The 13,016-nt window shown below is 72.5% G+C and carries 14 protein-coding genes; 12 read left to right on the forward strand and 2 right to left on the reverse strand.

Annotated features, from left to right (window positions below; all coding sequences use genetic code 11):
- Positions 1–36: 36 nt before the first annotated feature.
- Positions 37–1,812: a proteasome ATPase gene (gene arc, locus ACI79S_RS12575; protein WP_456593773.1), complete on the forward strand. Its 1,776-nt coding sequence runs from the start codon at positions 37–39 to the stop codon at positions 1,810–1,812.
- Positions 1,813–2,013: 201 nt separating this feature from the next.
- On the opposite strand, the gene ACI79S_RS12580 is transcribed toward arc, so the two are convergent.
- Positions 2,014–2,637 (reverse strand): transglycosylase family protein, encoded by a 624-nt coding sequence (locus ACI79S_RS12580; RefSeq protein ID WP_456593774.1) that lies wholly within the window; start codon positions 2,635–2,637, stop codon positions 2,014–2,016.
- A 291-nt stretch (positions 2,638–2,928) separates the two neighbouring features.
- On the opposite strand from ACI79S_RS12580, the gene dop reads away from it, so the two are divergent.
- The 7 genes from dop (at position 2,929) to pafA (ending at position 9,048) form a co-directional block, all read left to right on the forward strand.
- The gene (gene dop, locus ACI79S_RS12585) at positions 2,929–4,434 is read left to right on the forward strand and encodes a depupylase/deamidase Dop (RefSeq protein ID WP_456593775.1); all 1,506 of its coding nucleotides are present in this window, start codon (positions 2,929–2,931) and stop codon (positions 4,432–4,434) included.
- Positions 4,435–4,549: 115 nt separating this feature from the next.
- Positions 4,550–4,759 (forward strand): ubiquitin-like protein Pup, encoded by a 210-nt coding sequence (locus ACI79S_RS12590; protein ID WP_456593776.1) that lies wholly within the window; start codon positions 4,550–4,552, stop codon positions 4,757–4,759.
- Between the two features lie 205 nt (positions 4,760–4,964).
- Positions 4,965–5,429 (forward strand): endonuclease VII domain-containing protein, encoded by a 465-nt coding sequence (locus tag ACI79S_RS12595; protein WP_456593777.1) that lies wholly within the window; start codon positions 4,965–4,967, stop codon positions 5,427–5,429.
- A gap of 152 nt (positions 5,430–5,581) precedes the next feature.
- Positions 5,582–6,385 carry a proteasome subunit beta gene (gene prcB / locus ACI79S_RS12600; RefSeq protein ID WP_456593778.1) on the forward strand — a complete coding sequence of 268 codons (804 nt, stop codon included), beginning with the start codon at positions 5,582–5,584 and terminating at the stop codon, positions 6,383–6,385.
- A 3-nt stretch (positions 6,386–6,388) separates the two neighbouring features.
- Positions 6,389–7,258: a proteasome subunit alpha gene (gene prcA, locus ACI79S_RS12605; protein ID WP_456593779.1), complete on the forward strand. Its 870-nt coding sequence runs from the start codon at positions 6,389–6,391 to the stop codon at positions 7,256–7,258.
- Between the two features lie 28 nt (positions 7,259–7,286).
- Positions 7,287–7,634: a hypothetical protein gene (locus ACI79S_RS12610; RefSeq protein ID WP_456593780.1), complete on the forward strand. Its 348-nt coding sequence runs from the start codon at positions 7,287–7,289 to the stop codon at positions 7,632–7,634.
- Between the two features lie 55 nt (positions 7,635–7,689).
- The gene (gene pafA / locus ACI79S_RS12615; RefSeq protein WP_456593781.1) at positions 7,690–9,048 is read left to right on the forward strand and encodes a Pup--protein ligase; all 1,359 of its coding nucleotides are present in this window, start codon (positions 7,690–7,692) and stop codon (positions 9,046–9,048) included.
- Between the two features lie 126 nt (positions 9,049–9,174).
- On the opposite strand, the gene ACI79S_RS12620 is transcribed toward pafA, so the two are convergent.
- Entirely contained in the window at positions 9,175–10,305 is a 1,131-nt protein-coding gene (locus tag ACI79S_RS12620) for a DUF3866 family protein (RefSeq protein WP_456593782.1), read from the reverse strand.
- A gap of 76 nt (positions 10,306–10,381) precedes the next feature.
- Here ACI79S_RS12620 and ACI79S_RS12625 point away from each other — a divergent pair, with 76 nt between their 5' ends.
- From ACI79S_RS12625 to tatA, 4 genes are all read left to right on the forward strand, one after another.
- Positions 10,382–11,371, forward strand: coding sequence for a helix-turn-helix transcriptional regulator (locus ACI79S_RS12625; protein WP_456593783.1), 990 nt, complete (start codon positions 10,382–10,384; stop codon positions 11,369–11,371).
- Between the two features lie 23 nt (positions 11,372–11,394).
- Positions 11,395–12,351, forward strand: a complete 957-nt coding sequence (locus ACI79S_RS12630; RefSeq protein ID WP_456593784.1) for a helix-turn-helix transcriptional regulator — start codon at positions 11,395–11,397, stop codon at positions 12,349–12,351.
- 9 nt (positions 12,352–12,360) lie between these two features.
- On the forward strand, positions 12,361–12,567 hold the full coding sequence (locus ACI79S_RS12635; RefSeq protein WP_456593785.1) for a hypothetical protein: 207 nt from the start codon (positions 12,361–12,363) through the stop codon (positions 12,565–12,567).
- Positions 12,568–12,679: 112 nt separating this feature from the next.
- Positions 12,680–13,012 (forward strand): Sec-independent protein translocase subunit TatA, encoded by a 333-nt coding sequence (tatA, locus tag ACI79S_RS12640; protein WP_456593786.1) that lies wholly within the window; start codon positions 12,680–12,682, stop codon positions 13,010–13,012.
- The last annotated feature ends 4 nt before the right edge of the window (positions 13,013–13,016 follow it).

Consider the following 13,016-nt stretch of genomic DNA (forward strand, 5'->3'; position numbering starts at 1 on the left):
TGCGTCCTGGCTCCCCCGACAGTGCGGAGGTGCGTGATGGGCCTGGGTCCTGACGAGATGAAGGCGCGGCGTGAGCGTGACGTCGCCTCGCTGCTCAGCCAGATCTCCTACCTCGAGGAGGAGATCGCCCTGCTCCGCCGCAAGGTGGCCGACAGCCCGCGCCAGGTGCGCGCGCTGGAGGAGCGGATAGCCGAGGCGGAAGGCCGGGCGGCCTTCCTCTCCGAGCGCAACGACAAGCTGGCCGGCACGCTGCGCGACGCGCGGGAGCAGCTGGTCACGCTCAAGGAGGAGGTCGACCGCCTCGGGCAGCCGCCGTCGGGCTACGGCGTCTTCCTGAGCTCCTACGACGACGGCACGGTCGACGTGTTCACCGGCGGCCGCAAGCTGCGCGTCTCGGTGTCGCCGAACGTCGCGGTCGAGGAGCTCCGCGCCGGCCAGGAGGTCATGCTCAACGAGGCGATGAACGTCGTCGAGGCGCGCGCGTTCGAGCGCCAGGGCGACGTCGTCATGCTCAAGGAGCTGCTGGAGCCGGTCGACGGCGTCACCCCTCGGGCCCTGGTCATCGGGCACACCGACGAGGAGCGCGTCGTCTACCTGGCCGACTCGCTCACCGGCCAGCCGCTGCGGGTCGGTGACTCGCTGCTGCTGGAGAGCCGGTCGGGCTACGTCTACGAGCGGATCCCCAAGAGCGAGGTCGAGGAGCTCGTCCTCGAAGAGGTCCCCGACATCGACTACGCCGACATCGGCGGCCTGTCCCGGCAGATCGAGCAGATCCGCGACGCCGTCGAGCTGCCGTTCCTGCATGCCGATCTCTTCCGCGAGTACCAGCTGCGCCCGCCCAAGGGCATCCTGCTGTACGGCCCGCCCGGCTGCGGCAAGACGCTGATCGCCAAGGCCGTGGCCAACTCGCTGGCGAAGAAGGTCGCCGCCGTCCGTGGCGAGGGCGTCCACCAGGCGAAGTCCTACTTCCTCAACATCAAGGGCCCCGAGCTGCTCAACAAGTACGTCGGGGAGACCGAGCGGCACATCCGGCTGGTGTTCCAGCGGGCACGGGAGAAGGCCAGCGAGGGCACGCCGGTCATCGTGTTCTTCGACGAGATGGACTCGATTTTCCGCACCCGCGGCTCGGGGGTGTCCTCCGACGTTGAGTCGACGATCGTCCCGCAGCTGCTCAGCGAGATCGACGGCGTCGAGGGCCTGGAGAACGTGATCGTCATCGGCGCCTCCAACCGGGAGGACATGATCGACCCGGCGATCCTGCGGCCGGGCCGGCTCGACGTGAAGATCAAGATCGAGCGTCCCGACGCCGAGGCCGCTCGCGACATCTTCAGCAAGTACCTGGTGCCCGACCTGCCGCTGCACTCCGACGACCTCGCCGAGCACGGTGGCAACCGCGAGTCGACGATCGCCGGGATGATCCAGCGCACCGTCGAGCGCATGTACACCGAGAGCGAGGAGAACCGCTTCCTCGAGGTCACCTACGCCAACGGTGACAAGGAGGTCCTCTACTTCAAGGACTTCAACTCCGGCGCCATGCTGCAGAACATCGTCGACCGCGCGAAGAAGATGGCGATCAAGGAGCGGCTGGAGACCGGCACCGGGGGCCTGCGGGTCGGCCACCTGATGCAGGCGTGCCTCGACGAGTTCAAGGAGAACGAGGACCTGCCCAACACCACCAACCCCGACGACTGGGCGCGGATCTCGGGCAAGAAGGGCGAGCGGATCGTCTACATCCGCACGCTCATCAGCGGCAAGGGGAACGAGGCCGGCCGCGCCATCGACACCGCGACCAACACCGGCCAGTACCTCTAGGCACGACAACGGACGGCCCGGCCACCTGCGTGGTGGCCGGGCCGTCCGTCCGTCTGTCCGTCAGGGGCTCGTCGACGATCAGGTGACCTGATCATGGCGCGTCCTCCCTCACCGCACACCGCGAGGGAGGACGCGCCACGGTGAGGGAGGACGGCGGTGCGGAGCCGGAGCCGGAGCCCCGGACGCGCCGGTCGGGCCGGGTCAGCCCAGGTGGAGGACCTGGCCGGGGTAGATCAGCCCCGGGTCGGCGCCGATGACGTCGCGGTTGGCCTCGTAGACGGCGAGCCAGTCGACACCAGCGGACGCCGCGATCCGCGAGAGGGTGTCACCGGCCTGGACCGTGTACTGCTGCCCGGCGTCGGCCGGAGCGGGCGCCGGAGCCTCTGCCGCGCGCGCGGGCGCGGGAGCCGGGGCGGCCGCTGGCGCCGTGGCGCTGCCGGCCTTGTCCGCCTCGGTCAGGCCCAGCTTCGCCGAGCAGGCCGGCCAGGCGCCCCACCCCTGGACCGCCAGGGTCTTCTCGGCGATCGCGATCTGCTGCTCGCGGGTGGCGAGGTCGGCCCGCGGGGCGTACTCGGTGCCACCGAACCCCTCCCAGGTGGGCTGGTAGAACTGCAGGCCGCCGTAGTAGCCGTTCCCGGTGTTGATCGACCAGTTGCCGCTGCTCTCGCACTGCGCGAGGCGGTCCCAGGTCTCGTCGTCGGCGGCGGCAGCGGTGCCCGTGCCCAGGAACGGTGCGAGGAGCAGGGCGCCGGTGGCAGCGACGCCGGCGGTGCGACGCCGGAGGGCGCGGGTGGACGGGCCGGAGGTGGTGCTCGGGTTCGTCATGATCCTCTCGAACGGCGGTCGCCCACGCGGCCGACCCCGCGACGGGGGCAGCGCGCTCCACCCACGGAGCCGGATCGACGGAGAAGGAGCACTGCCGCTGGGCGGAGAGGGCGCACGGCGCGTCCGAAGGGTGCGGGGTACCGGCTCGACGGCCGTGGCCCGCGTAGTCCCGATGACCGCGCGGGTGCGGCCGGGGCACCACCGAGGCTACGGAACCGATCCGGTATGTGCCACGTCCACTGCTCGATGCCGGCACCGGTCGCCGGCGCGGCCGCGGCCTAGGGTTGGGCCATGAGCGTGCGGCGGGTCATGGGCACCGAGGTGGAGTACGGCATCTCGGTGCCGCGGCAACCGGGGGCGAACCCGACGACGCTGTCGAGCCTGGTCGTGAACGCGTGGGCGGTGGCCGATGCGCCGACGCCCCGCCGTCCCCGGTGGGACTTCGAGGAGGAGTCACCGCTGCGCGATGCCCGGGGGTTCGACCTCACCCCGGCGCAGGCCCTCGACCACAACGACCTCGACGAGGACTCCGGGATGGCCAACGTCATCCTGACCAACGGCGCGCGGCTCTACGTCGACCACGCGCACCCGGAGTACTCGACGCCGGAGGTCACCAGCCCGCGCGACATCGTCCTGTGGGACAAGGCAGGGGAGCGGGTCATGGCCGAGGCCGCCCGCCGCGCCGCGCAGATCCCCGGCACGCACCCGATCCAGCTCTACAAGAACAACACCGACGGGAAGGGCGCGTCCTACGGCGCGCACGAGAACTACCTGATGGACCGGCGGACGCCGTTCATCGACATCATCCGCGGGCTGGTGCCGTTCTTCGTCACCCGGCAGGTGTTCGCCGGGTCCGGCAAGGTCGGCATCGGGACGGAGAGCCGGACGCCGGGGTTCCAGCTCTCGCAGCGCGCCGACTTCTTCGAGGTCGAGGTCGGCCTGGAGACGACCCTGAAGCGGCCGATCATCAACACCCGCGACGAGCCGCACGCCAACCCCGACGAGTACCGCCGGCTGCACGTGATCATCGGGGACGCGAACCTGGCGGAGCTGTCGACCTACCTCAAGGTCGGGACCACGTCCCTGGTGCTGGCCATGATCGAGGCGCGGGCCCTGCCAGCGGACCTCGCGATCGAGGAGCCGGTGGCCGAGCTGCAGGCGGTCAGCCACGACCCCTCGCTCACCCACCGGGTCCGGCTCCGCGACGGACGGCAGCTGACCGCGATCGAGGTGCAGCGGCTCTACCTTGAGGCGGCCGAGCGCTTCGTGGCGACGCGCGGGGAGGCCGACGAGCAGACCACCGACGTGCTGCAGCGGTGGGCGGCCGTCCTCGACGACCTGGCGGCCGACCCGATGCGCCTGGCCGACCGGCTGGACTGGCCGGCGAAGCTACGGCTGCTGGAGGGGTACCGCTCCCGCGACGGCCTGGAGTGGGACGACGCACGGCTGCAGATGGTGGATCTGCAGTACTCCGACGTCCGGCCGGACAAGGGGCTGTACAACCGGCTGGTGGCGCGTGGTGCCATGCAGCGGCTGCTCACCGACGACGAGGTGACCCGCGCGATGGTGACACCGCCGGCGGACACCCGGGCGTTTTTCCGCGGCGAGTGCCTGCGCCGCTTCCCGATGCAGATCGCCGCTGCCTCCTGGGACTCGGTGGTCTTCGACCTGGGCCGGGAGAACCTGGTGCGTATCCCGACGCTCGAGCCACTGCGGGGCACGCGGGAGCACGTGGGCGCGCTGTTCGAGGCGTCGGCGACGGCCCAGGAGCTCGTCGACACGATCACCGGCCCCTGACCGGTCGTCCACAGACCGGGAGGCATCCACCGCACCCGGTCGGCGGACGCCACATGTCGGTGGCTGCGGGTACTTTCCTGAGCAGCAGCAGCCACTTGAAGGACCGGAGGGCAGCATGGCCACCAGGGACACCGGCGGGCAGCAGAAGGCGACGCGGTCGCGCGAGGAGAACGAGGAGATCGAGGCGTCGGTCGACTCGGAGGTGGCCGAGCGCCACAAGGAGATGACCGAGGACGTCGATTCCCTCCTCGACGAGATCGACGACGTCCTCGAGGAGAACAGCGAGGAATTCGTCCGCTCTTATGTGCAGAAAGGGGGCCAATAGTCCATTCCTTGCGGAAATCGGAATGGTCACGGAAAAGTATTGCCGGGACTGTGGTGAACTGAGGCCGGTCGCCGAGTTCTCCCGCGACCGCCGGAGGGTGGATGGCCTCAGCTTCTACTGCAAGCTCCATGCCAGGCGCCGGCTCCTGTCTTCGAAGGACGCCCGTCAAGGACCACCGAAGCGTCGTCACCGCCGGGAAGTGGTAGTGCCGGAGGGGTCCAGGTGGTGCCCGGACTGCGGATCGGTCAAGCCGCTCGATGACTTCGTCCGCAATGCCGGCCAGCCGTCCGGGCGGGCGCCCTACTGCAAGCCTTGCCACAACGAGCGCGGCAAACGCTCGAAGGAGAAGCTGGAAGGCTCCCGGACTTATCACCTGAAGCGGCGGTACGGCATCACCGCCGAGCGGGCGGACGTCATGCTCGAAGCCCAGGGCGGGCTGTGCGCCATCTGCCGTGCGGCGCCGGCCCAGCACGTCGACCACGACCACGCGACCGGCGCGGTCCGGGCGCTGCTGTGCTTCAACTGCAACGGCGGTCTGGGTCAGTTCCGGGACGACCCGTACCTGCTCCACGTGGCCGCCTTCTACCTCGAGCACCACGCCCAGCGGCAGGCCATCGACTCCCTGGTCGCGGCCACCCAGGCAGGGCCAGCCGCGCCACCCCGCCGGTAGGGTCGCAGCGGGCCCCTGGAACACGCGTCTCACGAGCACGTGCGCCCGGGCAGCAGCAGAAGAGAACGCCGGCACAGGCAGGCGGGAGAGGCGGATGGGTGAACGAGTCGTCAGCTGGCCGGAGCGGGTTCCCCCCCGCGTACCTGGACCGGGTGGGTTCCTCGTTCACCGACTTCCTCGGGTCCACCGCGCCCGACCTGCTCCCAGGCCGGCGCCCGGTCCCGCAGCTGCCCGTGGGTGACATCGCCCCGCACGGCACCACGATCGTCGCCGCCACCTACGCCGGTGGCGTCCTCATGGGCGGCGACCGGCGCGCCACCATGGGCAACCTGATCTCCAGCCGCGACATCGAGAAGGTGTACCCGGCCGACTCCTACAGCGTCATCGGCATCGCCGGCGCCGCGGGCATCGCCATCGAGATGGTGAAGCTCTACCAGGTCGAGCTCGAGCACTACGAGAAGATCGAGGGCCTCACGCTCTCCCTCGACGGCAAGGCCAACCGCCTGGCGCAGATGATCCGCGGAAACCTCGGTGCGGCGCTGCAGGGCCTGGCCGTCGTCCCGCTGTTCGCCGGGTTCGACCTCGACGCCGCCCCCGGCGAGCTCCCGGGCCGGATCTTCAGCTACGACGTCACCGGCGGGAACTACGAGGAGCGCGGCTACGCCACGGTCGGCTCCGGCTCGCTGTTCGCCCGGAACAGCCTCAAGAAGACGTGGCGGCAGGGGCTGGACGCCGCAGCCGCCACCCGCACCGTGGTCGAGGCCCTCTACGACGCCGCCGACGACGACTCCGCCACCGGCGGCCCCGACCCGGTCCGGCGGCTGTACCCGATCGTCTACCGGGTCGACGCCGAGGGCGCCGTGCGGCTCACCGACGCCGAGATCGCCGCCGTCGCCGACGCCATCGTGACCGAGCGCGCGGCCGCCGAGCGCCAGAACGCGGCCGGGGAGGCCTGAGCCATGACCATGCCCTACTACGCCTCGGCCGAGCAGGTCATGCGCGACCGCTCGGAGTACGCCCGCAAGGGCATCTCGCGCGGTCGCAGCGTCGCCGTCCTCACCTACGTCGACGGCGTGCTGCTGATCGCCGAGAACCCCAGCTCGACCCTGCACAAGATCGGCGAGATCTACGACCGCATCGGCTTCGCCGCGGTCGGTCGCTACAGCGAGTTCGAGAGCCTGCGCGTCGCCGGCGTCCGGCTGGCCGATGTCCGCGGCTACTCCTACAACCGGCGCGACGTCACCGGCCGGGTGATCGCCAACGCCTACGCGCAGACCCTCGGCGCCATCTTCACCGAGCAGATGAAGCCCTACGAGGTCGAGCTGTGCGTCGCCGAGGTGGGGGAGACCCCCGACCGCGACCAGCTGTACCGGCTCACCTTCGACGGCTCGGTGGTCGACGAGCCCGACTTCGTGGTCATGGGCGGCCAGGCCGACGCCGTCACCGGGCACCTGCGCGACCACTTCCACGCCGGCATGGGGCTCGCCGACGCGCTCAAGGTCGGCGTCGACGCGCTCTCCGCGGTCAGCCCCGCGACGGCGGGGAGCGGCGACGGCGGGCCGTCGCGGCTGACCGCCCAGCAGCTGGAGGTCGCCGTCCTGGACAGGCGGCGCCCCAAGCGTGCGTTCCGCCGCGTCGTGGGCGCCGCCCTGCACACCCTCCTCGGTGACGGCGAGACCGGCGCCGAAGGGGCGCAGCGTCCGACGTCGGCCCACGTGCCCAGCCACCCTGCCCCGGGCACGCCGGCCGGGCTCGGTGACCCCGCCGCTCCCGACACCGCCGGGGGCACCACGGACAGCGGCGAGGGGCACCCGCAGTCGGGCGAATGACACGCGCGTGCCGGGTAGGGGAGCGAGCATGCCGAACTACGAGCTCAACGACGACGCCCTCGCGCAGGCGAGGAAGCTGATCGACGACGGGAAGTACGACGACGAGACCGAGTGGTCCGACGCCGCACCGTCCGCCGACGACGGCAACGCCGAGATCGACGCGCACGGCTGGGACGGCTACGCCGCCTGGCACCTCGCCGTCGATCCGGACGCCGGCGAGGAGACGAAGAAGCGCTACCACTTCCCGTACGGCGACTTCTCGAAGGTCAACCGGGCCGCGCTGATCCACGGCAAGCAGCGGGCGTCGCAGAACGGGCACGACGAGATCGAGCAGGCGTTCGACGACCTGCTGCAGCGGCTCGACGCGAAGCGGTAGCGCCCCGCCGGTCCGGCGGTGGGCTGGTGTGGCTCCCGGCGCCTAGTCTCGAAGCGTGGACCGACGGATCTTCGGGATCGAGACCGAGTACGGCGTCACGTGCACCTTCAAGGGGCAGCGCCGGCTGTCACCGGACGAGGTGGCCCGGTACCTGTTCCGGCGGGTGGTGTCGTGGGGGCGCAGCTCCAACGTCTTCCTGCGCAACGGCTCTCGGCTCTACCTCGACGTCGGCAGCCACCCCGAGTACGCGACGGCCGAGTGCGACGACCTCTCCGAGCTCGTCGCCCACGACAAGGCCGGTGAGCGGATCCTCGAGGGCCTGCTGGTCGATGCCGAGCAGCGCCTCGCCGAGGAGGGCGTGACCGGCGACATCTACCTGTTCAAGAACAACACCGACTCGGCCGGCAACAGCTACGGCTGCCACGAGAACTACCTGGTCGGCCGGCACGGTGAGTTCGGCCGGCTCGCCGACGTCCTGATCCCGTTCCTCGTCAGCCGGCAGATCGTCGTGGGCGCCGGCAAGGTCCTGCAGACGCCGCGCGGCGCGCTGTACTGCGTCAGCCAGCGGGCCGAGCACATCTGGGAGGGCGTCTCCAGCGCGACCACCCGGTCCCGGCCGATCATCAACACCCGCGACGAGCCGCACGCCGACGCCGAGCGCTACCGGCGGCTGCACGTCATCGTCGGTGACTCGAACATGAGCGAGACGACGACGCTGCTCAAGGTCAGCATGACCGACCTCGTGCTGCGCATGATCGAGGCGGGCACCCCGATCCGCGACATGACGCTGGAGAACCCGATCCGGGCGATCCGCGAGATCAGCCACGACATGACCGGCCGCCGGAAGGTGCGGCTGGCCGGCGGCCGCGAGATGTCGGCGCTGGAGATCCAGGCCGAGTACCACAGCCGCGCCACCGAGTTCGCCGACCGCGAGGGCTGCACCCCGGTGCACCGGCAGATGCTCGAGCTCTGGGGGCGGGTGCTCAAGGCCGTCGACAGCGAGGACCTCAGCCTGATCGACCGCGAGATCGACTGGGCCATCAAGTACAACCTGCTCGAGCGCTACCGCGCCAAGCGCGACCTGCCGCTGTCCTCGCCGCGCATCGCCCAGATGGACCTCGCCTACCACGACATCAGCCGCACCCGAGGGCTGTACTACCTGCTCGAGCGCAACGGCCAGGTCGACCGGGTCGCCCACGAGCCGCGGGTCTTCGAGGCGAAGAACGTGCCCCCGCAGACCACCCGCGCCAAGCTCCGCGGCGAGTTCATCCGCAAGGCGCAGGAGAAGCGGCGCGACTTCACCGTCGACTGGGTGCACCTCAAGCTCAACGACCAGGCCCAGCGCACCGTGCTGTGCAAGGACCCGTTCAAGTCCGTCGACGAGCGCGTCGAGAAGCTCATCGCGTCCATGTGATCCATGCCCCTGGTCGGCCTCCGGCCTCCACCGCGGCCGGGTGCCGTCCCCCGGCTGCGGTGAGCCGTTGCGTCGCGCCTGCGCGGACCCCTCCGGGGCCCACTCGGCACGACAGCGCTGGGTGCGTCAGGTGACCGGCTCGACCTCCGCGACAGGCTCCACCGGCACCTGGAGGGCGGCGTAGCGGCCGGCCGCGGCGGCGGCGAGGAAGTAGGCACGTTCCTCGGGGTAGCCGCGGCCCATCGTGCTCAACGGCACGGGCGAGAGCCCCAGCGCCGCGTCCAGCCCGTCGGTGTCCACCCAGACGACGGTGTTCCGCTCCGGCTGGCTCGCGAGGTCCTCGTCCACCTGCCCGCCGAGCTCGGACGAGAGCCCGCGCGGCGCCACCAGCGCCACGCCGCCCAGTGCCACCCGCCCGAACGCGGTCAGCGAGTGGTGGGAGACCCCCCGGTGCCGCGGCCGGGGATCGGCGTCGGAGATGCGCAGCGCCCCGACCGGCAGGCCGCCCAGCACGCTCACGGCGTTGCACGCCTCGCCCGCGGCCACGCCCGAGAAACCCCACGGCGTCCCCGTGCCCAGGTTGCCGGGCCCCTGGGTGACGATCGCGAGATCCGCGCCGAGCACGTGCCGGGCCGCCAGCAGACCGGTGTGCAGGGTGACCGCCTCCAGGTCACCCCCGTAGGCCTGGCCCACGGTCACCACGCCGGCCAGCGAGCTCTTGAGCGCGCCCACCGTGCGGGAGAACGCCGCCGGCAGCGCCCCGCCGTCGGTCATCACGTAGGCGACCTTGAGGTCGGGGTCGGTGGCGAGCATCCCGATCAGGACGGCCGGCAGCGCCGAGTGCAGGTCGGCCACGACGACCGGCATCCCGCCGAGGTCGTCGGCGGCCGCGATCGTCGCGTGGTGCTCGGTCTCCTGCTCGTCGACGCCCTGCACGATCACCTGCAGCGGCGTGTACCGGGCCTTGACCAGGTGCCCGGGGCCCTCCGGGTCCGGCGGCAGCCGGTCGGGGACGGCGACCACGAGCGCGTATCCGCCGGTGCCCAGCCCCTGCGCCAGCGCGGTGGTGTTCAGCAGCACCTCGTCACCCACCTCGGGGACGCCGACGAGCGACGGGTAGGCCAGCGCCCGCAGCTCGCCGTCGCCGGCCACCTCGGCGGTCAGCTCCAGCGCATCGCGCCAGGCACGGCCGGTGGCGGTGACCCGCCCGCGCCGCCAGCGGATCCGGGACGCGGGCGCAGGGGGAGCAGAACTCATACCCGCAGGCTATCCAGCGGGCCGGCGCACGGCCGGGCGACGACGGGCCGGCGGCGGGCTGACTAGCCTGAGGGCCATGGCGGCCAAGCGGGCGGAGCGACTGGTCAACCTGGTCATCGCGCTGCTCAGCACCCGGCAGTACGTGACGGCGGCGCGCATCCGCGCCACCGTGCCCGGGTACGAGCCCGACGACGGCAGCGACCGGGCCGACGAGGCGTTCAAGCGCATGTTCGAGCGGGACAAGGCCGAGCTGCGCGAGATGGGCGTGCCCCTGGAGACCGGCCGCACCAGCGCCTTCGACACCGAGGACGGGTACCGCATCGCCCGCGCGGACTACGAGCTGCCCGAGATCCACCTCACCGGGGAGGAGGCGGCGGCCGTGGGCCTGGCGCTGCGGCTGTGGGAGTCCGCGCAGCTGGCCGGCACCGCGCAGAGCGCCCTGGTGAAGCTGAAGGCCGCCGGCGTCGACGTCGACTCCTCCCGTGCGCTGCCGATCAAGCCCCGCCTGGACCGCGGTGAGGCGGCGTTCGAACCCTGCTACGCCGCGGCCCGCGACCGGCGCCGGCTGCAGTTCGACTACCGCCGCCCCGACGAGGACACCGCGGCCCGCCGGGACGTCCAGCCGTGGGGGGTCGTGGCCTGGCACGGGCGCTGGTACCTGGTCGGGCACGACCTGGACCGGCGAGCGCCGCGGGTCTTCCGGCTCTCGCGCGTGGTCGGCACGCCGAAGGCCGTGGGCCCGGCCGGGGCGTTCGAGCCGCCGCCCGACCTCGATCTGACCGCGGTCGTCGCCGGGCAGGTGCAGGGGGAGGAGCACCTCGTCGTGGTGCGGGCGCGGCCGGGCACCGCCGTGGGGTTGCGCCGGCACGCCACCTCGCTCGGCCCCGCCGACGACGGCACCGGTCAGGTGGAGGACCGGCTGCAGCTGCGCACCACCGAGCCGTGGGCCCTGGCCGACCAGATCGCCGCCTACGGCGCCGACGTCGTGGTGGAGGCGCCGACCGACATGCGGGAGGCCGTGATCGCCCGGTTGACCCGCCTGGCGGCGATGGGGGCGCGGCCGTGAGCGCCGGCGGAGGGACCGACCGGATGACCCGGTTGCTGGCCCTGATCCCGTACCTGACCGCCCGCCCCGAGGGCGTGGCGCTGGCCGAGGCGGCCCGCGACTTCGGCGTCCCGGAGCGGCAGTTGCAGCGCGACCTGGAGCTGCTGTGGATGTGCGGGCTGCCCGGCTACGGCCCCGGCGACCTGATCGACGTCGCCTTCGAGGGTGACCGGGTCCGGGTCACGTTCAGCGCGGGGATGGTGCGGCCGTTGCGCCTGACCACCGACGAGGCGGTCGCGCTGGTCGTGGCGCTGCGCACGCTGCTGGAGCTGCCCGGCCTGGCCGAGCGCGACGCCGTGAGCCGGGCCCTGGCCAAGGTCTCGGCGGCCACCGGCGACGCGGCGGCCCGGATCGCGCCGCTGGCCGTGAGCGTCGACGCCCGGGAGGAGACCCTGGCCGTCGCCCGGCGCGCCCTCCAGGACGGGCGCGCGGTGCACCTGCACTACTACGTGCCCGCCCGCGACGAGCGCACCGAGCGCACCGTCGACCCGATGCAGCTGCTGTACGTCGACGGTCACTGGTACCTCGAGGCGTGGTGCCGCCGGGCGGAGGGCGTCCGGCTGTTCCGGCTGGACCGGGTGGACGAGGCCACGGTGCTGGACGAGCCCGCCGCGGCGCCGCCGCAGGCGACCAGCCGCAGCATCGACGACGGGCTCTACCAGCCCGGCCCCGACACCCCTGCCGTGCGCCTGCGGCTGGCCCGCAGCGCCCGGTGGGTCGCCGACTACTACCCGACCGAGGACGTGACGCCGGTCGACGACCCGCCCGGTGGCCTGGCCGTCACGGTCCGCACGGCGGACCTGGCCTGGGCCCGTCGGCTGGTCGCCATCCTGGGCGGCAACGCGGTGGTCGAGGAACCGGCCGAGATCGGCGCGCAGGTCGCCGCCGAGGCCCGGGCCGCCCTGGACCGGTACGGGGTGGCGCCCGACGGCGCGGGCTAGGGTTCGGCCGTGGTGTTCTGGATCGTGCTCGCCGTCGTGGTCGTCCTGGCCCTCGCCGTGCTCGGGGTGCTGGCGCACGGCGTGCTCGGGGCCTTCGGCCGGCTGGCCCGCGAGCTGACCGCGGCCGAGGCCGACGTCGCGCCGGTGCGCGCCGGGCTGCAGGATGCCGCCGACCGGGCCGCGGGGCTGCGCGACGCCCGGTCGTCCGCCGGCTGAACGGCCGGCGAACTCCCGCCCGTGCCACGCATTCCCGCCCCCTCACCCGTCGGGGAACGGCCGGGAGCGGCGTAGCATCGCCCCAGCCACCACACCATTCGGAGGACGCGCCATGGGGTCACTGGGCCCGCTGGAGATCGGCCTGATCATCCTGGCCATCCTGTTGCTCTTCGGCTACAAGAAGCTGCCCGATGCCTCGCGCTCGCTGGGTCGTTCGCTGCGCATCTTCAAGGGCGAGATGAAGGGCATGAAGGACGACGACGTCCGCACCCGCGACGCGGCAAAGACCACGCCGGTGCGCGGCGAGATCGTCGCGCCCGCGTCCTCCGCGGCGGACGACCGGTCCGCGCAGCTGCAGGAGGAGGCGCGGCAGGCCGAGGCTCGGGCCGCGGAGCTGCGCGCCCAGGCCGACCAGGCCCGCGCCGCGGCCGACGGCCCCCGCTGACCGC

The sequence above is a fragment of the Blastococcus sp. SYSU DS1024 genome, assembly GCF_054050795.1.